Here is a 22924-nt window from a genome sequence, read left to right on the forward strand (position 1 = left end):
GACCGCTCAACCCGCCTCGACAACAACAGAGGCTTCGTAGGCGGTTGCCGAATACCCGTAGACCGTCGCGGGTTGAATCTCGACACCGCTGACCTGGGCCACCGCCTCTTCGATGCGGGTCGATAACACTTCGCCAGGCAGGATATAGGTGCGCGGCAATATCGCCGGGTGCCTCGACGGCAGCAGGTGCACCTCCAGCCCCATTCGGACCACGTAGGCACTGTCGTTATGAACCGTCAGCCGATTTCCCCGCAGCTTCCACTTCAGCAACTTCCATGGCTCCTGATGCCGCGGCAAGCCCTGGGGATGCAGGATCAGCGGTAAGTCCTGTCGAATGGTCACTCCAATGGTCGAGCGCCCTTCGGCGCGCGCCTGCGGAATACCTTCAAAGGTGACGCGCTTCAATCGCTGAGTCTTGAGCGGCTGCTTCAAGGTACTGATAAACCGCACAAGTTGTGTTTCGCCCGGTTCGACACGGGCGATAGGAGGCGTAACGATCAAGAGTGTCTCCGGATCTTCCGGGACGTTTTGAATGACTGTGTGAAGTAAAGCAGGGCCAGCGTCCGTATTTTTTACGTTGATCGTCGCTTCACCGTTCTCTTCATAAAGAATAACAACGGATGTTTCCGGCTCCATTCCATCCGCTCTTACACTGCCAGAGACTAAAAAATAAAGATTCGCACACCAGAACAGAGCATTAACTGTATTTAAAAGACGACTCATCGAACTCTACCCGCAACCAGATAACGCACCGTTGACAATCACGAAATACCTATACGCATATAAAGAGCCAGCACGAAGCCACGGTGCGCGACCGCCTACTAAATGCTGGCCATGTTTATAGAGTTAGATTCGAGTGACTACCAAAGTAGCAGCTCCATTCAATTGAATATCCCTGCTGAGATCCAGTGCATCGCCGCGATTGATCACAGCCTTGACTACGAGAGTGCCGGTAACGGAAGAGACCGCGGCTGGAGTTGTGTTGTTATTACGGCTCCAGGAGTGCTGGTAAGGAGATTTTTCGACCTTGCCGTCACTGGTGCTCCAGGCACCGCCGGAGCTTGTCCTTCTAAGCGGGTACAGCGTAGCGCCGACAGTGGTCAAGGTGGCGAGCCTGATCGAATAGCCACCGGTATTCCTGGTTCCGACCGCGCCAAGACCAAAGTTGTGGTTGTCGGTGAAGCCGGTTCCCAGGATCCCCCTTACGACACTGTTTGTTTGTGAGTCAGTAACGGACAGTGCCATCTGGGCAGCCGCCGCACCACAGTTGACGTTTAACGGCAGCGACTTTTCCGGCAGAGGATAGAAAGAGGTCAGCGGAATGCTCGATGCATTGATCGTACCGTAATCAACGGTGCCGCCTGTGGCGCCGAGGTTTACCGTGCATGCAGCTGGTTTAATGGTTCCGGTGACTCTCAGGTTCCCGGCACCACTTGTATTTGCTTGAGTACCCATGCTTACCGCCAGGCCAACGACCACTATTGCCAAACCAAATGTTCTGTTCATGTTCATCCTGTCACTGAAGTTCTCAGGTGCATGTGGTTCGCCGGGCTATTCCATGCCCAACTGCTATCAACCTTGATAGGCAAACTACAAATAGTTAACACCACGGCCTAATTGCCGAGTGACAGTCTCTCTCGTAAACACCCGAAGAAAGAATGAGACGACGCCTGAACTAGTGTCAGAGCGGTAAAAAAACAATGTCCCCTTAGGTCATACTTGAAGTAGTCCTGACTTAATTATCGACTGGAACAAATAACCCAGACATGTAGGCATATTCAGGAAGCCTATTAACGCTGGAGATTTCCGTTATTCCACTTGCCCTACGGAACAATCGCCAGGTGCATCAAGAATCACCCTACATATCTCGCAGATTTTCCTCCAAGACACCGATGAGCGAATTCCGGAAGCACTACGCGTTGGCGTCAGCGGTTGATCGTGGCACGATGGCGAGGTTATCGACCGAGACCCCTTAACCATGCCGCAATCCCAAGCCAAGAATCTGTCCCTGATCGCCGCCATCGACCTGGGCTCCAACAGCTTTCACATGGTCGTGGCCAAGGCCCAGAACGGCGAAATCCGCATCCTTGAGCGGCTCGGCGAGAAAGTGCAGCTGGCTGCCGGGATCGACGACGAGCGTCAGCTCAATGAAGAATCCATGCAGCGCGGGCTCGATTGCCTGAAGCGCTTTGCCCAACTGATCAACGGCATGCCCCCGGGCGCCGTGCGGATCGTCGGCACCAACGCCCTGCGCGAAGCCCGCAACCGGGGCGAGTTCATCCGCCGCGCCGAGGAGATCCTCGGGCACCCGGTAGAGGTCATCTCCGGCCGCGAGGAAGCGCGCCTGATCTACCTCGGCGTGTCCCACACCCTGGCCGACACTCCGGGCAAGCGCCTGGTGGCCGACATCGGCGGTGGCAGTACCGAATTCATCATTGGCCAGCGCTTCGAGCCGCTGCTGCGCGAAAGCCTGCAAATGGGCTGCGTCAGCTACACCCAGCGCTATTTCAAGGACGGCAAGATCACCCCGGCCCGCTACGCCCAGGCTTATACGGCGGCGCGGCTGGAGATCATGAGCATCGAGCACGCCCTGCACCGCCTGACCTGGGATGAGGCCATCGGTTCGTCCGGCACCATCCGCGCCATCGGCCTGGCCCTCAAGGCCGGCGGCCATGGCACTGGCGAGGTCAACGCCGAAGGCCTGGCCTGGCTCAAGCGCAAGCTGTTCAAGCTGGGGGATGCCGAGAAGATCGACTTCGAAGGCATCAAGCCTGATCGCCGCACCATTTTCCCGGCGGGCCTGGCGATTCTCGAAGCGATTTTCGACGCCCTTGAACTGCAACGCATGGACCACTGCGATGGCGCCCTGCGTGAAGGGGTGCTCTACGACCTGCTGGGCCGTCATCATCATGAAGACGTCCGTGAGCGCACCCTCAGCTCGTTGATGGAGCGTTACCACGTCGACCTGGAACAGGCGGCGCGGGTTGAACGCAAGGCGCTGCATGCTTTCGACCAGGTCGCAGCGGATTGGGACCTGGAAGACGGCGTGTGGCGTGAACTGCTGGGCTGGGCGGCCAAGGTCCATGAAGTGGGGCTGGACATCGCCCACTACCATTACCACAAGCACGGCGCCTACCTGATCGAGCACTCGGACCTGGCGGGTTTCTCCCGTGAAGACCAGCAGATGCTCGCGCTGCTGGTACGCGGCCACCGCCGCAACATCCCCCGGGACAAGTTTGCCGAGTTCGGTGCCGAGGGCATCAAGCTGATTCGCCTGTGCGCGCTGCTGCGGTTTGCGATCCTGTTCCACCACATCCGTGGTACCCAGGAAATGCCGCAAGTGGTCCTGCGGGCCAATGCCGACAGCCTGGACGTGGTATTTCCGAAGAACTGGCTGGATGAAAACCAGCTGACCCAGGCGGATTTCGCCCAGGAAGCCGAGTGGCTGACGCGGGTTGGGTTCACGCTGAACGTGCGCTGATATGAGTGAGTGACGCGGAGCGTCACAGGATGTATTCCCACGCAGAGCGTGGGAACAATCCAACGCCACAAAACAAATGTGGGAGCGGGCTTGCTCGCGAAGGCGGAGTGTCAGTCAACAGATTCATCGACTGATCCACCGCTTTCGCGAGCAAGCCCGCTCCCACATTTTTGACCGCGTCGGTTTTTAGTTCACCGTCAGAATCGGGCTGCCCAGCTTCTCCAGCAATGTCGCCTGGGCGCTGCGCGGGTTCTGGTTGCCGGTCGGGGTGTTGCGCACGTAGCGCCCGTCCGACTGCAGGCTCCAGCTGTGGGTGTTATCGGTGAGATAACTTTCCAGCTCCTTCTTGACCCGCATGATCAGTTTCTTGCCTTCCACCGGGAAGCAGGTCTCCACGCGTTTGTCGAGGTTGCGCTCCATCCAGTCGGCACTGGAGAGGAACATCTGCTCCTCGCCGCCATTGAGGAAGTAGAACACCCGCGTGTGCTCCAGGAAGCGCCCGATGATCGAACGCACGTGGATGTTATGGGATACCCCGGCGATGCCCGGCCGCAGGCAGCACATGCCTCGCACCACCAAATCGATACGCACACCCGACTGGCTGGCCTTGTACAACGCGCGGATGATCTTCGGATCGGTCAGCGAGTTGAACTTGGCGATGATGTGCGCCGGCTTGCCTTCGAGGGCGAACTGGGTCTCGCGGGCAATCATGTCGAGCATGCCCTTCTTCAGGGTGAACGGCGCGTGCAGCAGTTTCTTCATGCGCAGGGTCTTGCCCATGCCGATCAACTGGCTGAACAGCTTGCCGACGTCTTCACACAACGCGTCGTCGGAGGTCAGGAGGCTGTAGTCGGTGTAGAGCTTGGCGTTGCCGGCGTGGTAGTTGCCGGTGCCCAAGTGGGCGTAGCGCACGATCTCACCGGCTTCGCGGCGCAGGATCAGCATCATCTTGGCGTGGGTCTTGAAGCCGACCACGCCGTAGATCACCACCGCACCGGCCGCTTGCAGGCGGCTGGCCAGTTGCAGGTTGGACTCTTCGTCGAACCGCGCCCGCAGTTCAATCACCGCCGTCACTTCCTTGCCGTTACGCGCGGCATCCACCAGCGCATCGACGATTTCCGAGTTGGCGCCGGAGCGGTACAGGGTTTGGCGCACAGCCAGCACATGCGGGTCCTTGGCGGCCTGACGCAGCAGGTCGACCACCGGGGTGAAGGACTCGAATGGGTGCAGCAGCAGAATGTCCTGCTTGCTCACCACACTGAAGATGTTCTCGCTGTTTTGCAGCAGTTTCGGGATCTGCGGGGTGAACGGCGTGTATTGCAGCTCCGGGTGGCTGTCCAGGCCAGTAATGCTGAACAGACGCGTCAGGTTCACCGGGCCATTGACCTGGTACAGCTCGGTCTCGCTCAGGTTGAACTGCTTGAGCAGGTAGTCGGACAGGTGTTTCGGGCAGGTGTCCGCCACTTCCAGGCGCACCGCATCACCGTAGCGACGGGAGAACAGCTCGCCGCGCAGGGCGCGGGCCAAGTCTTCGACGTCTTCGGAGTCCAGCGCCAGGTCGGCGTTACGGGTCAGGCGGAACTGGTAGCAGCCCTTGACCTTCATGCCCTGGAACAGGTCATCGGCGTGGGCGTGGATCATCGACGAAAGGAATACATAGTTATCGCCAGCGCCCCCCACCTCTTCCGGTACCTTGATGATCCGTGGCAACAGGCGCGGTGCCGGAATGATCGCAAGGCCCGAGTCGCGACCGAAGGCATCGATACCTTCCAGCTCGACGATGAAGTTCAGGCTCTTGTTCACCAGCAGCGGGAACGGGTGCGTCGGGTCGAGGCCGATGGGGGTGATGATCGGCGAGATTTCGTCGCGGAAGTAGCGGCGCACCCAGGTCTTGATCTTGGTGGTCCAGTGCCGGCGCCGGATGAAGCGCACGTGATGCTTTTCCAGTTCCGGCAGCAGGATGTCATTGAGGATCGCGTATTGGCGGTCCACGTGGCCGTGTACCAGCTCGCTGATGCGGGCCAGGGCCTGATGCGGTTGCAGGCCGTCGGCACCGGCTTGTTCACGGGCGAACGTGATCTGCTTCTTCAGGCCGGCGACACGGATCTCGAAGAACTCGTCCAGGTTGCTGGAGAAGATCAGCAGGAATTTCAGCCGCTCCAGCAACGGATAGGACTCATCCAGTGCCTGTTCCAGCACGCGGATGTTGAATTGCAGTTGTGACAGCTCGCGATGGATGTACAGGCTGCTGTCATCCAGGTTGGTAACCGCAACCACCGGTACCGGCGCGGCAGCGGGCGCTTCGGCCACCACGGCAGGCGGGGCCGGCTCCAGCTCCGGCGGGGTCTCGGTAGCTTGTTCGACCACCGGGTGAGCGTCTTTTACGGCAACTTCTGTGAGTCCTTCGGTATTCATCGAGTGTTCCTGTGAGGGCTAGTGTTGCTCTCTAAGCAATTGGGCAGCGCGGGCGGCGAAGTAAGTCAGGATGCCATCGGCACCCGCGCGTTTAAAGGCAGTCAGGGATTCAAGGATCACCCCTTCACTCAACCAACCATTCTGGATCGCGGCCATGTGCATGGCGTATTCACCGCTGACCTGATAGACAAAGGTCGGCACCTTGAATTCCTCTTTGACCCGATAAAGGATGTCGAGGTACGGCATCCCGGGCTTGACCATCACCATGTCGGCGCCTTCGGCCAGGTCCGCGGCCACTTCGTGCAGGGCTTCGTGGCTGTTGGCCGGGTCCATCTGGTACGAGGCCTTGTTGGCCTTGCCCAGGTTCAGCGCCGAGCCCACCGCATCGCGGAACGGGCCGTAATAGGCGCTGGCGTACTTGGCCGAGTAGGCCATGATGCGCACGTTGACGTGTCCGGCCAGTTCCAGGGCTTCGCGAATCGCCTGGATGCGACCGTCCATCATGTCCGAGGGGGCCACCACCTGGGCGCCCGCTGCGGCGTGGGACAAGGCCTGTTTTACCAGCGCATCAACGGTGATGTCGTTCTGAACATAGCCTTCTTCGTCGAGAATGCCATCCTGCCCGTGGGTGGTGAACGGGTCCAGCGCCACATCGGTAATCACCCCCAGCTCCGGAAAGCGTTCGCGCAAGGCGCGGGTGGCGCGCTGGGCGATGCCGTCGGGGTTCCAGGCTTCGGCGGCGTCCAGGGACTTGAGCCCGGACGGCGTGACCGGGAACAGCGCCAGCGCCGGAATCCCCAGTTCAACCCAGCTCGCGGCCTCTTCGAGCAGCAAATCAATGGTCAAGCGCTCCACGCCCGGCATCGACGCCACCGCTTCCCGACGATTTTCACCGTCCAGCACAAACACCGGCAGGATCAGATCATTCACCGTCAGCACGTTTTCACGCACCAGGCGCCGGGAAAAATCATCACGACGGTTGCGACGCAGACGAGTGGCGGGAAACAGGCGGTTGGCGGGGGTAAAGCTCACGGCAGACTCCTGAGCCCGGCTTGACGGGCGAGCGTGACAGTTATAAGCGGCCATTATGACGAAGGAATTACAGTTGTGGTTAGCTCATGCGCCGTAAGGCAACCGGCGTGCGACCTGTAGTCGCATTCGTCGTTTATGTAGGAATTGTTCACTTCGTGACACATCTCGATACTTTCATGAATGTTCACGAAGGCGTAGGCTGCGCGTTCATTTCGCCAGCACCCAGACCATGCTTCAACAATTTCTGCATGACTTCGGCTACTTTGCGCTGTTCCTAGGCACCTTCTTCGAAGGCGAAACCATCCTGGTTCTCGCAGGCTTCCTGGCGTTCCGTGGATACATGGATATCAACCTGGTGGTGGTCGTTGCCTTTTTCGGCAGCTACGCCGGCGACCAGTTGTGGTACTTCCTGGGACGCAAGCACGGCCGCAAACTGTTGGCGCGCAAGCCGCGCTGGCAACTGCTGGGCGACAAGGCCCTGGAGCATATTCGCAAGCACCCGGACATCTGGGTGCTGAGCTTCCGGTTTGTCTACGGTTTGCGCACGGTGATGCCGGTGGCCATTGGTTTGTCGGGCTACCCGCCGGGCCGCTACCTGTTGCTCAACGGGATTGGCGCCGCCGTGTGGGCCGCTGCGCTGGGCGCTGCGGCTTACCATTTCGGCGCGGTACTGGAAGGCATGCTGGGCAGCGTCAAGAAATACGAGCTGTGGGTGCTGGGCGCACTGCTGGTGCTGGGCCTGGGCTTGTGGATTCGCCGGCGCGTCAAGAACGCCCGCCTGACCCGCGAAGCCTGTGCCGCCGAGAAGGTTCGCCTGGCGGCCGGCGAACCTGAAAAAGCCGAAAAGCCTACGACGCCAGTCGAGTAAGCCGGTCTCTGCAACAGTAGAGGCCGATGCCGCTGAGCAAGCTGTAACTGACCAGGCCCAGCCAGCCCAACGCGCTGGCCGGCCACAGCCCCACCAGCGGCGCCAGCCACACCAAAGGCACATTCAGTGCCAGGCGCAGCAGTTCAGCCTTCAACGCCCACGGGCGGTTCTCCAGCGCCACCCCCAGGGTAAACAACCCCAATGCCATCGCGCTCCAGCCCAACACCAGGGCAGCGGTCGGCAAGCCCTCGCCGAAATTCATCAGGTAGCTGCCAAAACCCACGTACGCGGCAAACTGCAGCGCGATGTAAATCTGTTGGCGCCCATCCAGCGGCACCTCGAACTTGCGGAACTGGCTCAAGTCCGGCTTGGCCATCGGGTACTTTGCCGCCACATCCGCCGGGCGCCAACCGGTGCGCATGAACCAGATCCGCAGCTTGTCCCACCCACTTTCGGTGCGCCGTGCATCACTCCACAGCTGCGCATAAAACTGCAGGTTGGCCCACAGCGGGTTCCAACTGGCCAAGGGCGTGGTCACGCCAAAGATTACCGGCTCGTTATCGTCTTCTTCCTGGAAGGAGCCAAACAGGCGGTCCCAAATAATGAACACCCCGCCGTAGTTGCGATCCATGTAGAGAGCGTTCTGTGCATGGTGGGCCCGATGATTGGACGGCGTGACGAAAAACCACTCGTACCAGCCGAGCTTCGGCACATGCCGCGTGTGCACCCAGAATTGATACAGCAGGTTGAGGGACGCCACGCTGATAAACACCACCAGCGGCACGCCCAACACGGCCAGCGGCAAGTAGAAGATCCAGCTCAGCAGGAAGCCGGTGCTGGTCTGGCGCAAGGCGGTGCTGAGGTTGTAGTCCTCGCTCTGGTGGTGCACGGAATGCGCGGCCCAGAGGATGTTGCGCTCATGGCCCATGCGATGCAGCCAGTAGTAGCAGAAGTCATAGAACACAAAGGCGAACACCCAGGTCCAGACGCTCTGGGCCGACAGCTCCATGATCGCCAGGTGCTTGAGGGCGAAGGCATAGGTGAGGATGCCCACCCCTTTGGTCAGCAGCCCTGTGGTGGTGGACAGCACGCCGGTGCTGAGGCTGTTGATGGCGTCGGCCACCCGGTAGTTGCGTTGGCCGCGCCGGTAGTCGGCCAGCAGCTCGACCACGATCAAGGCAATGAAAAACGGTACCGCGTAAGGGACGAAGTCCATGGGCAAGTCCGGTCAATTATTGTTACATCTAGAGTAGGTGTAGCGGCTGGATATCCCATTGGCAATGAGTGACAAATGAGTAGACATTTAACGCCATGAATCAGGAGAAATGCCCATGAGCAAAAAGATTGCAGTGATCCTTTCCGGCTGTGGCGTGTACGACGGTGCCGAGGTTCATGAAAGCGTGATCACCCTGCTGCGCCTGGACCAGCGCGGCGCCGAGGTGCAGTGTTTTGCGCCGAACATTGCCCAGTTGCATGTGATCAACCACCTGACGGGCGAGGAGATGCCCGAGTCGCGCAATGTGCTGGTGGAGTCGGCGCGCATTGCCCGTGGCGAGGTGAAGGACATTCGTGAGGCCAACGCCGAGGATTTCGACGCACTGATCGTGCCCGGGGGGTTTGGCGCGGCGAAGAACCTGTCGAACTTTGCCGTGGAAGGCGCCGGGTGCAGCGTCAACCCGCAGGTGCTGGAACTGGCCGAGGCGTTTGCCGAAGCGGGCAAGCCCGTCGGGCTGATCTGCATCTCGCCGGCGCTGGCAGCGAAGATCTATGGCCCAGGCGTGACCTGCACCATCGGCAATGACGCCGACACCGCAGCCGCCATGGACAAGATGGGCGCCACCCACCAGGAATGCGCGGTCGACGACATCGTCGAAGACAAGGCGCGCAAGCTGGTGAGTACCCCGGCCTACATGCTGGGCAAACGCATCAGCGAAGTGGCGTCAGGCATCAACAAGCTGGTGGACCGGGTGCTGGAACTCACCCACGAGAACGATTAGGCCTTCATCAGCCGGGTCAGAATCCGATCCAGCGAATTGGCAAACGCCTGCTTATCCTTGTCCCCATGGGGCGGCGGGCCACCGCCCATCTGCCCCTGCTCCCGCAGATCGGTGAACAGGTTACGCACCGCCAGCCGCTCGCTCATGTTCTGCGGGCTGAACTCCTTGCCTCGTGGGTCGAGCGCAGCCACGCCATTCTTCACCAAGCGGTCGGCCAATGGCACATCGCTGCAGATCACCAGGTCACCGGGCACGGCGTGCTCCACCAGGTAGTCATCGGCCGCGTCCGGGCCGCTGGGCACCACGATCAACTTCACGCACGAAAAGCTCGGCTTGATCTGGCTCTGCCCGGCCACCAGCACCACTTCGAACTGGCGCTTGAGGGCGAACTTCACCACCTGATCCTTGGCTGCCCGGGGGCAGGCGTCTGCATCGATCCACACGCGCATGGTTAAGCCACCACCCGGCGCTTTTCAGCCAGCCGGCTGCGACCGTACAGCACCACAATCGCCAGGATCGCCACAGCCTGGGCGCTCAGGGAATAGGCATCGGCGTGAATGCCCAGCCAGTCGAAGTCAAAGAACGCCACCGGCCGGGTGCCGAAGATCCCGGCTTCCTGCAACGCCTTGACGCCATGCCCGGCGAATACCACCGACAACGCGCACAGCAACGCCGCGTTGATGCCGAAGAACAGCGCCAGCGGCAGTTTCGCCGAGCCCCGCAGAATCACCCAGGCCAGGCCCACCAACAGCACCAGCGCCGTGGCGCCACCGGCCAATACCGCGTTGTGCCCGGCAGGGCCGGCCTGCAACCACAGGGTTTCGTAGAACAGGATCACTTCGAACAGCTCGCGGTACACCGAGAAGAACGCCAGCATCGCAAAACCGAAGCGCCCGCCACCGCCTACCAGGCTGCTCTTGATGTAGTCCTGCCAGGCGGCCGCGTGACGGCGGTCGTGCATCCACACCCCGAGCCACAGCACCATCACGCTGGCAAACAGCGCCGTGCAGCCTTCCAGCAACTCGCGCTGGGCGCCGCTGACGTCGATCACATAAGCCGCCAACGCCCACGTCGCCAAGCCGGCCAACAGCGCCAGGCCCCAGCCGACGTTGACGCTGCGCACCGCCGATTGCTGGCCGGTGTTACGCAGGAACGCGAGAATCGCCGCCAACACCAGGATCGCTTCCAGGCCTTCGCGCAGCAGGATCAGCAAACCGGAGATGTAGCTCAGGGACCAGCTCAAGCCATCGCTGCCCAGCAGGCCGGCGGACTCGGTGAGCTTGCCCTTGGCCACATCCAGGCGCTGCTGCACTTGCTCGATCGGCAAGCCGTCCTGCAATGACTGCCGGTAGGCCATCAGGGCCTTTTCGGTGTCCTTGCGCACGTTGGCATCAACGTTATCGAGGGAGCTTTCAACCAGCTCGAAACCTTCCAGGTAGGCGGCTACCGACAGGTCGTAGGCCTGCTCGTGCTCGCCATTGCGGAACGCGGCGAGGCTTTTGTCGAGGGTGGCCGCGGTGTAATCAAGCAACTGCGCCGGGCCACGCTTGACCTGCGGCGGTTGGGCGCGCTGGGCGCGGAAGGTGGCAACTGCGCCGGGACCTTCGGCAGCCAGCACTTCGTTGGGGGTCTGGCGCGCGAGGTCGGCGAGATTGAAGGACTTTTCACTTTTCGCGGCAGCCGGGTCGGCGGTGAAGCCGGCGATATAGGTCGCCAGGTCCCAGCGCTGGCGGTCGTCCAGTTGATCGGCAAACGACGGCATGTCGGTGCCTTCCACGCCCAGATCCAGGGTGTTGTAGATCGCGTAGAGGCTCAAGCGATCGAGGCGTGCAGCGTCCCGCAGGTTGGCGGGCGGCGGCGTCATGCCCACGCTTGCGGGGCCATCGCCGGCGCCTGTGGCGCCGTGGCACACCGAGCAGTTCTGCGCGTACAGCGGCGCACCGCGCGTCGGGTCGGGGGTAATGGCCGGAGCCTGGCTGACTTCATAGGCCACTGCCAGCTTGGCGCCCAATTGTCGGGCCTGGTGCGCAACCACCGCGCCGTCCTGATGGGCCGTTACGGCGGCCAGCAGTTCATCCACGCCTTTGATCAGTTCGGCGCGCTCGGGCTTTTCCGGCAGATCGGCCACCAGCCCCTGCAACACCCCGAGAAACTCTACCTGTTCACGGTATTCGGAATCATCGATAACCTTGCCCGCCTCCACCGTCGGCGGGTAGTCCGCACCGATGTGATCCAGTAAATGCAGGGCCTGCGGGGCGCCCTCGGCAGTCGCAGCCAGCAGGTTGAAGCTGCACGACATCAACGCCGGCAGCACCAGCCAGGCAAGAAAACGGAAGGGGGCAATCATGAATGAATCTCAAAGGGAAATACGAAGTAACACATTGTCAAACCTTAAGGGGTTTGACTCAAGGCGTTAGTGATTCGGGGATAGGGATAACGACACTGAGGTAGTGGCATCCGAGCTAAAAAACGGATCCAAAAGGCCATTGTTTTGCCAGTAATGCAGCTTATAATGCCGCGCCTTCGTTATTTCGAAATGGCATTTCAGCTCCTCTTTTTATGAGGAATTGGCCGGATCGCAATGCGTTCCTGCCATTGGTGATTCGGCCCGACCAGCACATTCGGCCGATTACGTTCAGGGAAGAAGTTCTTCGATGGCATCTCGCGCCTTTACCTCGCTCGCGCTCGCGGCAGTGACCTTGCTGTCCGGTTGTTCGATGTTTCGCAGCTACGACACCGAGCTGCAAGCCACCAATCAGCAGTTGGCCACCGGCAACGTCGACGCCGCGCTGACCCTGCTTGAGAAGAACAACACCGGCGACGACAAGGACCTTCTCTACTACTTCGAAAAGGGTGAGTTGCTGCGCGCCAAGGGCGACCTGACCGGCAGCCAGGTCGCCTGGCGCAGCGCCGACCTGCAAGTCTACAAGTGGGAAGAGTCGGTCAAGTTCGACACCGACAAGTACCTCGCGCAGTTCGGCGCCTTCCTGGTCAATGACAAGGTCCGCCGCTACGAAGGCTACGACTACGAAAAGGTCATGCTGACCACCCAGATGGCCCTCAACCTGCTGGCGCTGAATGACTTCGACGGTGCCCGCACCGAGATCAAGAAGACCCACGAACGCGAAGCGGTGATTGCCGACCTGCGGGACAAGGAATACCTCAAGAGCGAAAACGAGGCCGAGCGCCAGGGCATCGCGACCCAGTTCAAGGACCTGCGCGGCTACCCGGTGGAAAGCCTCAACGCCCCTGAAGTGGTAAGCCTGAAGAACAGCTACCAGAGCGCGTTCAGCCACTACCTGGCCGGCTTCGTCTACGAAGCCCTGGGCGAAAAAGACCTGGCCGCACCGGGTTATCGCAAGGCCGCCGAACTGCGCCCCAACACACCGCTGCTGGAACAGGCCCTGCTCGACCTGGACAAATCCAAGGTCGGTGCGGACGAGACTGACGTGCTGATCGTGGTGCAAAGCGGCCTGGCGCCGGCCCGCGACTCGATTCGCCTGCCGTTGCCGATCCCCATCGACGGCCACCTGGTGATCACGCCACTGTCGTTCCCGGTGATCAAGCCCGACACCTCGACCGCGCCCTTCGCCCAGATCGGTGTCGACGGCCGGCAACAGAACCTCACTGCCCTCAACAGCACCACCGCCATGTCCCGCCGCGCCCTGCGGGATGACATGCCGGGGATCATCCTGCGCACCACCGTGCGCGCCGTCACTCGCGGCATCACCCAGAACAACCTGAACAAGACCAACCCGATGGCGGGCCTGGTACTCGGTATTGCCTCGGCCGTCACCGAAGGCGCCGACACCCGCACCTGGCGCACCCTGCCGGACATGACCCAGGTGACACGCCTGCGCCTCAAGCACGGCGAGCACCAGGTCAGCCTGCCCAACGCCCTGGGCGGCACGCTGGTGACGGTCAAGGCCGATCAGCGCTACCAGGTGATCACCCTGCGCGTGGTCGGCAACCAGGTCTTCGCCGGCGGTCTTGCAGCCCACGTGGTGCAGAACAATCCGCCCCAGGCCGTCGCCACTCTCAAACAACCTTAAGGAGCACGCTATGCGTCATTTCATCCTCGGCGCCCTGGCGCTGATCCTGCTGGCCGGTTGCGCCACCCCGCCACCGCCGGAACCCGGAAGCGCCGCGAGCAAGATCGTGGTGATGGGCAAATTCAAGGGCATCGCCGTCGGCGCCATCCGGGTCGCCCGGGAAAACGGCTTCCTGACCGCCAAGGTGCAGTTGAGCAACATCACCAGCAGCAACCAGATGATGTATTACCGCTTCGCCTGGCTGGGTGCCGACGGTTTCCCGGTGGGTGATGAAGAGACCTGGAAGGTGCTGAACCTCTACGCAAACCAGGCGACCTTCCTGCCGGCCATCGCCAACCTGCCCCAGGCTGCCGACTTCCGCCTTGAAGTGAAGACGCCTTGATCCACCCACTCATTCAGTTTCAGAGAGACATCCCCATGTTTGCACGCTTCTCGTTCCTCGCCGTGGTGGCCGTCCTGGCCAGCGGCTGCGCCAACACCTCGCCAGTCCTGGGCGGTAAAAACATCAGCTACGGCGACAGCAAGGCCGTGGAACTGGTGACCAACGAGTTCGGCTCCACCGACCTGCAGATGATCGCCGAAAGCATGACCCGCTCCCTGGCCCAGTCCGGCATCCTGCAAGGCCGCCCGGTGGTGCAGGTGTATGACGTGAAGAACAAGACCAGCGAGTACATCGATACCCGCGAGATCACCACGTCGATCAAGACCCAGCTGATGAAGACCGGCACCGCCCGCTTCGCCAGCGACAACACTGACATGCAAAGCCAGGTCGACCAGCTGAAGCTGCAGAACCAGAGCGGCCTGTACAAGAAGTCGACCGTCAGCAAGACCGGCAACATGGTCGCCGCCAAGTACCGCCTGGAAGGCTCCATCAGCTCCATCGTCAAGCGCAGCTCGGACTACAAGGACGTGTTCTACAAGTTCAGCCTGCAACTGGTCGACGTCGAAAGCGGCCTGGCCGAATGGATGGACGAAAAAGAAATCCGCAAGACCACGGAGCGCTAAGCAATGCGTGCATGGATCGGCATGATCGGCCTGCTGTGCGCCTTTGGCGCCTCGGCCGCACCGAAGATCGCGGTAACCGACCTGGCCTACGAGGCTCGCGTGGAGGAGTACATCCACCAGGTCGCGGCCAGTAATAATTTCCAGGCCAGCGCCTACAACGCCAGCGGCGGCTCGAGCTACAGCGAGTACGAAAGCCGTACCAGCTACATCGAGCAGACCGAGCTGCGCAAGTTCAGCGGCGACATCAAGGGGGAAATCCTCAAGTCGCGGCAGTTCCAGCTGGTGCAGGGCACGCCTTACACCGCGGACGCCAAGGGCGATGTGTATGACGTGATCAAGCGGATCAAGGCCGGTAATTTCAAGGGTGCGGACTACGTGCTGTTCGGCACCTTGTCGGACATCGACTTCACCCAGGACATCAACGCGCTCGACCACACCAACAGCTACTCGGCGGTGCTGGGCCTGACGCTGGTGGCGGATTTCAGCCTGATCAACACCCGCACCTTTGAGATCACCTCGGCGTTTACCGCCATGGGCGAAGGCCAGGACACCAAGCTGGTGAACAACCGTGACGTGCGCGTGAGCCTGAACCGGCCTCGCGTGGTGCGGGAAGTGTCGAAGGCGTTGGGCGAGGATGTGGCGCGGCAGTTGGCCGAACAACTCGGCGGTGGTTATCAGGAAGCACCTGGACAGCCTGCATTGCGCAATAACCTGCCACGGGATGAAGCGCCGAAGATCCTGCGCTGAACGAAAATCCCGCTACCGACATAAAACCAATGTGGGAGCGGGCTTGCTCGCGAATGCGGTGGATCAGTCAATACATCTGGTGACTGACACTGCGCATTCGCGAGCAAGCCCGCTCCCACATTTTTGATCCGGTTTCGTCAGTTAAGCCGTTGCGCGATGCAAGCTGGCCAGGAACCCCGCCGCCCCAACGAACAAGCCAGCAAACGTACGGTTCATGCGTTTCTGCTGCTTCGGTGTGCGCAACAGGCGCAACACTTTCGACGCCAGCCCGGTGTAGCCGGCCATCACGATCATGTCCACGCAGATCATTGTCGCGCCCAGGATCAGGTATTGGTTCAGCAGCGGCGCCTGCGGGTTCACGAACTGCGGCAGCACCGCCAGCATGAACACCAGGGCCTTGGGGTTGCTGGCGTTGACCAGGAACCCGCGGAACATCATCGCCATCGGCTTGCCGATCGGGCGAATCGCCGCGTCATCGCTCAGGTCGGTTGGCAGCGCACGCCATTGCTTGATGGCCAGGTACACCAGGTACGCTACGCCAAACCATTTGATCGCATAGAACGCGGTGGAGGATGCGGCGAGAATCGCCCCCAGGCCACCGGCGACCACGGCAATCTGCATCGCCAGGCCCAACTGCAGGCCCAGGGCGTTCCAGTAACCGCGCAGGAAACCGTATTGCAGGCCGCTGGACATCGACGCAATGGCACCGGCGCCAGGGGAAAGACTGATGATCCAACTGGCCAGGAAAAAGGCCAGCCATGTGTCGAGCGCCATTACACACCTCAGAGCTTAGTTTGCTGAATGTTTCTAAACTAACGCTGCCGGCCGAGAAATGGCTAGAAAAATTTTGGGGTGCGCCTTTGTGGCGAGGGGGCTTGCTGTGGCGAGGGAGCTTGCTCCCGCTGGAGTGCGTAGCGCTCCCGGCTTTTTTTGGGGCTGCTACGCAGCCCAGCGGGAGCAAGCTCCCTCGCCACAGGTTAAGGCAGCACGTCGCTGCCGCGCCAACGGCGCACCGAGCGCTGGAAGAACAGGCTGTTGGGCACTTGCACCATGACACTGCCGGTACCGGCCTCTTCCACTTCGATCAGCGTGGTGTAGAGCAGGTTGATCGCCACCACCCGGCCTTTGACGCCGGGCTTGTCGACGGTGTCCACCAACTCGACCACATCGCCCAGGCGGAACGGCCCGACGGTGAAGATCAGGATGGCGCACAGCAGGTTGGACAACACCGACCACATGGCGAAGAACGCCACCGCGGCCACCGCCACAAAACCCGACAACGCTGTCCACAACACCGTGGCAGAGACGCCCAGGCGCTCCAGCACGAAGATCAGCGCGCTGCCCATGATTAGCCAGCGCAGGCCGCCGCGCAGCGGCATCAGCAACTGCGGCGGGAACGGATAACGTTCCCCCAGGCGGTTCAGGCATTTGGCGACGAAACGCTGGGCGAGATAGCCGGCCAGCAGGATCAGCAGAATCTGTACGGCCACCCAGATCGGCGCGATCCATTGGGCCGGCAGTTGCAGCGCTTCCATCAGGACAGCGCCTCCAGCTCCGCTTGCAAGGATTCCAGCAGTTCGAGGGCTTCCATCCAGGTCTCCTCCAACTGCGCTTCACGTACCTTGAGCTTGGCCTGTTCGGCCAGCAGGTCGCGCAATTCATCCTTGCGGGCCGGCTCGTAGACGGCGCTGTCACCCAGGCTGGTTTCGATCTTCGCCAGCTTCTCGTGGATCTTGCCCAATTCGGCTTCCAGCTTGTCCGCTTCACGCTTGTGCGGGGCCAGTTGCTGACGCAATGCAGCCGCGGCCTGGCGCTGAGCCTTCTTGTCGGTCTTGTCCGGGTTGACCGGCGTGTTGCTGACCGGCGCGTTGCGCAGGCGGTAGTCCGACAGCCAACGGGCATAGTCTTCCAGGTCGCCGTCGAATTCCTCGACCTTGCCATCAGCCACCAGCAGGAAGTTATCCGTGGTGCTCTTGAGCAGGTGGCGATCGTGAGACACCACCAGTACCGCGCCGCTGAATTCCTGTAGGGCCATGGTCAACGCCAGGCGCATTTCCAGGTCGAGGTGGTTGGTCGGTTCGTCGAGCAGCAACAGGTTTGGCCGGTCCCAGGCGATCAGGGCCAGGGCCAGGCGGGCCTTTTCGCCACCGGAGAAATTCAGCACCGGCTCGTCGATGCGTGCACCACGGAAGTCGAAACCACCGAGGAAGTCCCGCAGGGTCTGTTCGCGTTCGGTCGGCGCCAGGCGTTGCAGGTGCAGCAGCGGGCTGGCCTTGGCGTCGAGGGAGTCCAGCTGGTGCTGGGCGAAGTAGCCCACCACCAGGTTCTCACCGCGCACCAGGCGACCGGCCAGGGGCTGCAATTCGCCCGAGAGGTTTTTGATCAAGGTCGACTTGCCCGCGCCGTTGGGGCCGAGCAGGCCGATCCGCGCGCCAGGGGTGAGCTGCAACTTGACCTTCTCGAGGATGGTCTTGTCGCCATAGCCCAGGCGGGCATCGGAAAGGTCCAGCAGCGGGCTGGAGATTTTCACCGATTCGCGGAACACAAAGTCGAACGGTGAATCGACGTGGGCCGCCGACAGTTCTTCCATGCGCTCCAGGGCCTTGATCCGGCTCTGGGCCTGACGGGCCTTGGTGGCCTGGGCCTTGAACCGGGCGATGTAGCTTTCCATGTGCGCGCGCTGCGCCTGCTGCTTCTCGTAGGCCTGCTGTTGCTGGGCCAGGCGTTCGGCACGGGCGCGTTCGAAGGCGCTGTAGCCGCCGCGGTACAGGGTGATTTTCTTCTGGTCGACGTGGGCAATGTTGTCCACCACGGCGTCGAGGAAATCCCGGTCGTGGGAAATCAGCAACAAGGTGCCCGGGTAGCTTTTCAGGAAGTCTTCCAGCCACAGGATCGCATCGAGGTCCAGGTGGTTGGTCGGTTCATCGAGCAGCAACAGGTCCGAGGGGCACATCAGTGCCTGGGCCAGGTTCAGGCGCATGCGCCAGCCACCGGAGAAGTCGGCGACCGGGCGGTCCATCTGTTCGTTGGTAAAGCCAAGGCCGGCAAGCATCTTGCGCGCACGCGCGTCGGCGGTGTAGCCGTCGGCGCTGTCCAGTTCCGAGTGCAGGCGGGCCTGTGCGGCGCCGTCCTGGGCTTTCTCGGCCTCGGCGAGGTCGTGTTGCACCTGGCGCAGGCGCAGGTCGCCATCGAGCACGTAGTCGATCGCAATGCGTTCGAGGGTGTCGATCTCCTGGCGCATATGGGCGATGCGCCAGTCGGCCGGCAGCAGACAATCCCCGGAGTCGGGAGTCAGCTCACCCAGCAGCAAGGCGAACAACGTGGATTTGCCGGCGCCGTTGGCACCGATCAGGCCGGCTTTGTGACCGGCGTGCAGGGTCAGCTCGGCGTCTTCGAGAAGACGTTGCGGGCCACGCTGTAATGTTAGGCTTTGAAGTCGGATCATAATGGCGGCGGAGTCTACCAGCTTCGTTGGCCGCTGGCTTGGGTGTGAATATGTGCGCTGACCTGTGGAGCTTTGCCCTCTCGACCTACGCCCGCTCGGGCGTCGAGGACGCGTGCCTGCGCTTGCAGGCGCAAGGGGCTGATGTGTGCCTGGTGTTGTGCGGGTTGTGGCTGGAGCAGCGGGGTGTGGCGCCGGAAACGTCGCGCTTGCAGGCACTGCGGCAAATCGCCGGGCCGTGGCAGGCGGAGGTGGTTGAGCCGCTGCGGCAAGTACGCACGCAATGGCGGGCCATGGCGCAGCAGGATGCTGAGCTGGGAGCGTTACGGGAGCGGGTCAAGGCTTTGGAATTGGATGCAGAACGGCTGCTGCTATCACGCCTGGAAGGTGTGGCGCAGCGTTGGCCGATGGCCGAGGTGAATCATCAAGCATGGGTTGAAGGACTGGCGGCCGAAGCCGCCAACCTTGACCACGACGCGCTGCATCAGCTGCGCGCCGCGGTTACCGGCACTTAGGAAGCGCTGGTTGGGGTGACGCTTGGCGCTGCCGGTGCAGGCGTGCTGCTGGCCGGAGCGGTTGGCGCTGTGGTGCTGGCAGCAGGTGCAGCCGGGGTCGCAGGCTTCGCAGCTGGAGTAGCTGGTTTGGCTGGTGCTGGCTTGGGGGCGGCAGGTTTAGCGGCTGGTTTGGCAGCAGCAGGTTTGGCGGCCGGCTTGGCAGCTGGTTTCGCAGCAGCAGGTTTAGCGGCCGGCTTCGCGGCTGGTTTTGCAGCAGCAGGTTTAGCGGCTGGCTTCGCAGCTGGTTTTGCAGCAGCAGTTTTAGCGGCTGGCTTGGCAGCTGGTTTTGCAGCAGCAGGTTTAGCGGCTGGCTTCGCAGCTGGTTTTGCAGCAGCAGTTTTAGCAGATGGCTTCGCGGCAGGTTTTGCAGCAGCGGGTTTAGCGGCTGGCTTCGCAGCTGGTTTCGCAGCAGCGGTTTTAGCAGTTGGCTTCGCGGCTGGTTTCGCAGCAGCGGTTTTAGCAGCTGGCTTGGCAGCTGGTTTTGCAGCAGCGGTTTTAGCAGCTGGCTTGGCGGCTGGTTTTGCAGCAGCGGTTTTAGCGGCTGGCTTGGCAGCTGGTTTTGCAGCAGCGGTTTTAGCGGCTGGTTTGGCAGCTGGTTTTGCAGCAGCGGTTTTAGCAGCTGGCTTGGCAGCTGGTTTTGCAGCAGCAGTTTTAGCCGCTGGTTTGGCAGCCGATTTAGCCGGTGCTTTTGCCGCAGGCTTGGCCGCAGCTTTTGCAGGTGCCTTGGCAGCGACTGCCTTGCTGGCTGGTTTTTTCGCCGCGCTGGCTGCAACGGCCTTAGCCGGAGCACGGGTGCTCAGCACTTTGCCTACAGCTTCCTTCACACGACCAACACCCTGGGCCAATTTCAGGCTCTCGGAAGCATCACGCTTGAGTTGGGAAATGTAGGTGCGGGTTTCGGATTGACGATCCTTGAGGGCGTCGAGCAAGTCCTCAAGTTCTTTGACGGCGTCCTTGGCCTTGGCTTGTGCCTTGGCTTTGCCAGCGGTCGCTGCGCCTTGCAGTTTGGTGCGGGATTTGTGCAGTTTTTCCTGAGCTTTGCCGCGTTGTTTTTCAAGCTTGGCGAGCAACTTCTCAGCATCAGCCAAGGCTTGTGAACAGGCGCTTTCCAAATGTTCGAGCAGGCTGCCCGAAAGTTGTTGGAGCAAATGCAACGGGGTATTTACAGGCTTCTGTTTGGCCGACATGGTTTACCTCCTGGCTGACGTGGGTGCGGCTCATACTAGCCCTCTGCTCTTACCGCCGCTAGGGCATGTTGACAGTATCGATTGGCTTGCGTTGCACCGCACGAAAATTCTTATTGATATAACGAAAATCCACGCCACTTTTTAAGCATTCACACTGGCATAATCCATCGCACTTTCGGCTGGAGAACGCCCATGTCGCGTTACCTTTTTTTAGTGTTGAGCGTGGTGCTTTGCGTGGCCAACGCAAGCGAGAAATCCCCCTCCAAAGATGACCACGACCTGGCCTACAGCCTGGGCGCGAGCCTGGGTGAGCGCCTGCGCCAGGAGATGCCTGGGTTGCAGGTAGAGGCGCTGATCGACGGACTCAAACAGGCCTATCAAGGTAAGCCACTGGCCCTGGACGACACACGCATCGAACAGATCCTTGCCCAGCACGAAGCACAAAACGCGCCGGACAATCGAGCACCACAAAGTGAAAAGGCACTCGCTGCCGAGCAACAATTTTTAGCCAGTGAAAAATCCAAAAGTGGTGTGCGTGAATTGGCAGACGGCATCCTGCTGACCGAACTGACCCCTGGCAGCGGGAAGAAACCGGCGGCCGATGATCGCGTGCAAGTGAATTATGTTGGGCGGTTACCCGACGGGACCGTCTTCGACAAGAGCACACAACCTCAGTGGTTTCGCCTGGACAGTGTGATCAATGGCTGGCGCAGTGCGTTGCAACAGATGCCGGTGGGCGCGAAATGGCGCCTGGTGATTCCATCCGACCAAGCCTATGGCGCTGATGGCGCAGGCGAGCTGATCCCGCCTTATACGCCGCTGGTATTCGAGATCGAGTTGCTCAACGCGGGCGCCTGAGCCCAAACGAAAAACGGTGCGCAATGCGCACCGTTTTCTTGTGTCGGGGGGAGTCAGGCCTTAGCCGTCAACTCTTCCTTGTGAGCGTTGTGCAGTACTTCGATCAGGCAATCTTCCAGCTCGAAACGCTCGTGAAGCAAACCACCCAGCTCTTTGAATTTTTCTGCAACGCACTGGCCGGCATCACACAGGTCGTTGAACGCCAGCAGCTTCTCGGTGATGACATCGATGCGCGGGTAAATCGTCTCCGCCAAATCGAGGCCACGTTGATCGTCGAAAGCCTCGGCCTCTTTGGTCAACTGCTCGTAGACACCGAAGTGCCCCGCCGATACGTAGTCCACCAATACGCCGCAGAATTCCTGCAATGGCTTGCGGTTCTCGCTGAGTGCTTCGGGCTTGGCACCGAGAGCATCAAAGGCCCGAACCAGTTCGTGACGCGCTTTCAACCAACCATCGATCAGTTTGTGCACCCCACCCCAGCGTTCCTGAGCATTCTGACAACTTTCCAGCATGATGATCTCTCTTCCCTATAGGGGCGCCGCACGCTGCCCGCGCAACACTTCAAAGTTAAAGCGGCAACCGGGCAAAGGTGCATCGAACAGTCTGTTTCAATAACGCGTGCGGGCCAGATTATGCCCGCACGACTATGTCATCAAGGTACGCAGGAGAGAAAGTTCATACAAGTGTTTAATCCCTTCCTACAACCTGCGGTTACCTTTCAGTGCCGTGCAAGGCCAAAACGCTGGCTCAGCAGCAACCGCGAGAACTGCGCGATGCCAAGGATCAGCATCGCCACGAAAAACAGCAGGCTCCACTCGGGAATACTCAAGTCGAACAGCGTCCAGTTGATTTCCACGCAGTCGACGGTGCCCTTGAAGATCAAGGCCAACGTCTCTCTCAGCGACAGGTTCTCGATCATGGATTGAAGGCCGGGCCAACAGGCAGGGAGCTGTTCCGGCGGCGTGTTTTGCAGCAGCACCTGCCGTACGGCGGTAATGGCGCCCAGCACTGCACACCCCATGCTCGCCGCCCAATACAGGTAGATCCCGGACCGCTTCGGCCCATGAATCGCCGCCACGAGATTGATCAGCGTGAAGGCAGCCACAAGAATTCGTTGCACCTGGCACAGGAAACAAGGCCGCAAAAGCGCGGCGTATTCCAGGTAAAAGGACGCGCCCAGCGTCAGCGCACCAGCCAGGAACGCCAGGAGGAACAGGGAGCGTGAGGGGGCCAAAGACATTGTTTATCCGCAACGCAAGAGATAGGTAGTTACGGTAGAGGAAAGA

General features: G+C 61.0%; 22 protein-coding genes. 9 read left to right on the forward strand and 13 right to left on the reverse strand.

Features of this window, described 5'->3' with window-relative positions; all coding sequences use genetic code 11:
* Window positions 1-6 precede the first annotated feature (6 nt).
* Entirely contained in the window at window positions 7-723 is a 717-nt protein-coding gene (locus HX811_RS18385; RefSeq protein ID WP_207241471.1) for a fimbria/pilus chaperone family protein, read from the reverse strand.
* A 123-nt stretch (window positions 724-846) separates the two neighbouring features.
* Window positions 847-1506 (reverse strand): DUF1120 domain-containing protein, encoded by a 660-nt coding sequence (locus HX811_RS18390; protein ID WP_008438866.1) that lies wholly within the window; start codon window positions 1504-1506, stop codon window positions 847-849.
* A gap of 472 nt (window positions 1507-1978) precedes the next feature.
* On the opposite strand from HX811_RS18390, the gene ppx reads away from it, so the two are divergent.
* Entirely contained in the window at window positions 1979-3481 is a 1503-nt protein-coding gene (ppx, locus tag HX811_RS18395; protein ID WP_003214007.1) for an exopolyphosphatase, read from the forward strand.
* 186 nt (window positions 3482-3667) lie between these two features.
* Here ppx and ppk1 read toward each other — a convergent pair whose 3' ends face one another.
* Both ppk1 and hemB read right to left on the reverse strand, forming a co-directional pair.
* Window positions 3668-5896: a polyphosphate kinase 1 gene (ppk1, locus tag HX811_RS18400; RefSeq protein ID WP_003214009.1), complete on the reverse strand. Its 2229-nt coding sequence runs from the start codon at window positions 5894-5896 to the stop codon at window positions 3668-3670.
* 18 nt (window positions 5897-5914) lie between these two features.
* Entirely contained in the window at window positions 5915-6928 is a 1014-nt protein-coding gene (hemB, locus tag HX811_RS18405; RefSeq protein ID WP_003214011.1) for a porphobilinogen synthase, read from the reverse strand.
* Window positions 6929-7157: 229 nt separating this feature from the next.
* Here hemB and HX811_RS18410 point away from each other — a divergent pair, with 229 nt between their 5' ends.
* Window positions 7158-7796: a DedA family protein gene (locus tag HX811_RS18410; protein WP_003214015.1), complete on the forward strand. Its 639-nt coding sequence runs from the start codon at window positions 7158-7160 to the stop codon at window positions 7794-7796.
* Here the strand turns inward: HX811_RS18410 and HX811_RS18415 are convergent.
* Window positions 7777-9012, reverse strand: a complete 1236-nt coding sequence (locus tag HX811_RS18415) for a sterol desaturase family protein (protein WP_177046808.1) — start codon at window positions 9010-9012, stop codon at window positions 7777-7779. The two genes, HX811_RS18410 and HX811_RS18415, sit on opposite strands and share 20 nt — an antisense overlap.
* Before the next feature lie 115 nt (window positions 9013-9127).
* Between HX811_RS18415 and elbB the strand changes: the two genes are divergently transcribed.
* Window positions 9128-9793: an isoprenoid biosynthesis glyoxalase ElbB gene (gene elbB / locus HX811_RS18420; RefSeq protein ID WP_003214018.1), complete on the forward strand. Its 666-nt coding sequence runs from the start codon at window positions 9128-9130 to the stop codon at window positions 9791-9793.
* On the opposite strand, the gene HX811_RS18425 is transcribed toward elbB, so the two are convergent.
* On the reverse strand, window positions 9790-10242 hold the full coding sequence (locus HX811_RS18425; RefSeq protein ID WP_003214020.1) for a YaiI/YqxD family protein: 453 nt from the start codon (window positions 10240-10242) through the stop codon (window positions 9790-9792). The two genes, elbB and HX811_RS18425, sit on opposite strands and share 4 nt — an antisense overlap.
* A 2-nt stretch (window positions 10243-10244) precedes the next feature.
* Window positions 10245-12140 carry an FTR1 family protein gene (locus HX811_RS18430; RefSeq protein ID WP_177046810.1) on the reverse strand — a complete coding sequence of 632 codons (1896 nt, stop codon included), beginning with the start codon at window positions 12138-12140 and terminating at the stop codon, window positions 10245-10247.
* Between the two features lie 307 nt (window positions 12141-12447).
* Here HX811_RS18430 and HX811_RS18435 point away from each other — a divergent pair, with 307 nt between their 5' ends.
* The 4 genes from HX811_RS18435 to HX811_RS18450 are packed head-to-tail and all read left to right on the forward strand — an operon-like array spanning window position 12448 to window position 15597.
* Entirely contained in the window at window positions 12448-13845 is a 1398-nt protein-coding gene (locus tag HX811_RS18435) for a COG3014 family protein (protein ID WP_177046813.1), read from the forward strand.
* Window positions 13846-13855: 10 nt separating this feature from the next.
* Window positions 13856-14227: a YcfL family protein gene (locus HX811_RS18440; protein WP_003214024.1), complete on the forward strand. Its 372-nt coding sequence runs from the start codon at window positions 13856-13858 to the stop codon at window positions 14225-14227.
* Window positions 14228-14262: 35 nt separating this feature from the next.
* Complete coding sequence (gene lpoB, locus HX811_RS18445) at window positions 14263-14850, forward strand: penicillin-binding protein activator LpoB (RefSeq protein ID WP_003214026.1); 588 nt, start codon at window positions 14263-14265, stop codon at window positions 14848-14850.
* 3 nt (window positions 14851-14853) lie between these two features.
* On the forward strand, window positions 14854-15597 hold the full coding sequence (locus HX811_RS18450) for a hypothetical protein (protein ID WP_008439305.1): 744 nt from the start codon (window positions 14854-14856) through the stop codon (window positions 15595-15597).
* 141 nt (window positions 15598-15738) lie between these two features.
* Here HX811_RS18450 and HX811_RS18455 read toward each other — a convergent pair whose 3' ends face one another.
* From HX811_RS18455 to HX811_RS18465, 3 genes are all read right to left on the reverse strand, one after another.
* Window positions 15739-16371, reverse strand: coding sequence for a LysE family transporter (locus tag HX811_RS18455; RefSeq protein WP_003208844.1), 633 nt, complete (start codon window positions 16369-16371; stop codon window positions 15739-15741).
* Window positions 16372-16574: 203 nt separating this feature from the next.
* On the reverse strand, window positions 16575-17132 hold the full coding sequence (locus HX811_RS18460; RefSeq protein ID WP_102370147.1) for a mechanosensitive ion channel family protein: 558 nt from the start codon (window positions 17130-17132) through the stop codon (window positions 16575-16577).
* Entirely contained in the window at window positions 17132-19042 is a 1911-nt protein-coding gene (locus HX811_RS18465; RefSeq protein ID WP_177046815.1) for an ATP-binding cassette domain-containing protein, read from the reverse strand. Before HX811_RS18465 ends, HX811_RS18460 begins: the two co-directional genes overlap by 1 nt.
* A 50-nt stretch (window positions 19043-19092) precedes the next feature.
* Between HX811_RS18465 and HX811_RS18470 the strand changes: the two genes are divergently transcribed.
* On the forward strand, window positions 19093-19554 hold the full coding sequence (locus tag HX811_RS18470) for a TIGR02444 family protein (protein ID WP_087694898.1): 462 nt from the start codon (window positions 19093-19095) through the stop codon (window positions 19552-19554).
* Here the strand turns inward: HX811_RS18470 and HX811_RS18475 are convergent.
* The gene (locus HX811_RS18475; RefSeq protein WP_177046817.1) at window positions 19551-20780 is read right to left on the reverse strand and encodes an AlgP family protein; all 1230 of its coding nucleotides are present in this window, start codon (window positions 20778-20780) and stop codon (window positions 19551-19553) included. The two genes, HX811_RS18470 and HX811_RS18475, sit on opposite strands and share 4 nt — an antisense overlap.
* 192 nt (window positions 20781-20972) lie before the next feature.
* Between HX811_RS18475 and HX811_RS18480 the strand changes: the two genes are divergently transcribed.
* Complete coding sequence (locus HX811_RS18480) at window positions 20973-21638, forward strand: FKBP-type peptidyl-prolyl cis-trans isomerase (protein WP_177046819.1); 666 nt, start codon at window positions 20973-20975, stop codon at window positions 21636-21638.
* A gap of 53 nt (window positions 21639-21691) precedes the next feature.
* Here the strand turns inward: HX811_RS18480 and rsd are convergent, their stop codons facing one another.
* Both rsd and HX811_RS18490 read right to left on the reverse strand, forming a co-directional pair.
* Window positions 21692-22150, reverse strand: coding sequence for a sigma D regulator (gene rsd / locus HX811_RS18485; protein WP_102604072.1), 459 nt, complete (start codon window positions 22148-22150; stop codon window positions 21692-21694).
* A gap of 206 nt (window positions 22151-22356) precedes the next feature.
* Window positions 22357-22878, reverse strand: coding sequence for a disulfide bond formation protein B (locus HX811_RS18490; protein WP_003208831.1), 522 nt, complete (start codon window positions 22876-22878; stop codon window positions 22357-22359).
* Window positions 22879-22924: the final 46 nt, after the last annotated feature.

This window comes from Pseudomonas sp. F8002 (genome assembly GCF_013385495.1).
Taxonomy (GTDB): domain Bacteria; phylum Pseudomonadota; class Gammaproteobacteria; order Pseudomonadales; family Pseudomonadaceae; genus Aquipseudomonas.

Bases quoted from the DNA above. Each gene is read 5' to 3' on its own strand.
- HX811_RS18410 (WP_003214015.1), top strand. From the start codon at position 7,158: ATGCTTCAACAATTTCTGCATGACTTCGGCTACTTTGCGCTGTTCCTA.
- HX811_RS18440 (WP_003214024.1), top strand. From the start codon at position 13,856: ATGCGTCATTTCATCCTCGGCGCCCTGGCGCTGATCCTGCTGGCCGGT.
- HX811_RS18385 (WP_207241471.1), bottom strand. From the start codon at position 723: ATGAGTCGTCTTTTAAATACAGTTAATGCTCTGTTCTGGTGTGCGAAT.
- HX811_RS18425 (WP_003214020.1), bottom strand. From the start codon at position 10,242: ATGCGCGTGTGGATCGATGCAGACGCCTGCCCCCGGGCAGCCAAGGAT.
- elbB (WP_003214018.1), top strand. From the start codon at position 9,128: ATGAGCAAAAAGATTGCAGTGATCCTTTCCGGCTGTGGCGTGTACGAC.
- HX811_RS18450 (WP_008439305.1), top strand. From the start codon at position 14,854: ATGCGTGCATGGATCGGCATGATCGGCCTGCTGTGCGCCTTTGGCGCC.
- HX811_RS18465 (WP_177046815.1), bottom strand. From the start codon at position 19,042: ATGATCCGACTTCAAAGCCTAACATTACAGCGTGGCCCGCAACGTCTT.
- HX811_RS18490 (WP_003208831.1), bottom strand. From the start codon at position 22,878: ATGTCTTTGGCCCCCTCACGCTCCCTGTTCCTCCTGGCGTTCCTGGCT.
- ppk1 (WP_003214009.1), bottom strand. From the start codon at position 5,896: ATGAATACCGAAGGACTCACAGAAGTTGCCGTAAAAGACGCTCACCCG.
- HX811_RS18480 (WP_177046819.1), top strand. From the start codon at position 20,973: ATGTCGCGTTACCTTTTTTTAGTGTTGAGCGTGGTGCTTTGCGTGGCC.
- HX811_RS18470 (WP_087694898.1), top strand. From the start codon at position 19,093: ATGTGCGCTGACCTGTGGAGCTTTGCCCTCTCGACCTACGCCCGCTCG.
- HX811_RS18415 (WP_177046808.1), bottom strand. From the start codon at position 9,012: ATGGACTTCGTCCCTTACGCGGTACCGTTTTTCATTGCCTTGATCGTG.
- HX811_RS18475 (WP_177046817.1), bottom strand. From the start codon at position 20,780: ATGTCGGCCAAACAGAAGCCTGTAAATACCCCGTTGCATTTGCTCCAA.
- ppx (WP_003214007.1), top strand. From the start codon at position 1,979: ATGCCGCAATCCCAAGCCAAGAATCTGTCCCTGATCGCCGCCATCGAC.
- lpoB (WP_003214026.1), top strand. From the start codon at position 14,263: ATGTTTGCACGCTTCTCGTTCCTCGCCGTGGTGGCCGTCCTGGCCAGC.
- HX811_RS18430 (WP_177046810.1), bottom strand. From the start codon at position 12,140: ATGATTGCCCCCTTCCGTTTTCTTGCCTGGCTGGTGCTGCCGGCGTTG.
- rsd (WP_102604072.1), bottom strand. From the start codon at position 22,150: ATGCTGGAAAGTTGTCAGAATGCTCAGGAACGCTGGGGTGGGGTGCAC.
- HX811_RS18390 (WP_008438866.1), bottom strand. From the start codon at position 1,506: ATGAACAGAACATTTGGTTTGGCAATAGTGGTCGTTGGCCTGGCGGTA.
- HX811_RS18435 (WP_177046813.1), top strand. From the start codon at position 12,448: ATGGCATCTCGCGCCTTTACCTCGCTCGCGCTCGCGGCAGTGACCTTG.
- HX811_RS18460 (WP_102370147.1), bottom strand. From the start codon at position 17,132: ATGGAAGCGCTGCAACTGCCGGCCCAATGGATCGCGCCGATCTGGGTG.
- HX811_RS18455 (WP_003208844.1), bottom strand. From the start codon at position 16,371: ATGGCGCTCGACACATGGCTGGCCTTTTTCCTGGCCAGTTGGATCATC.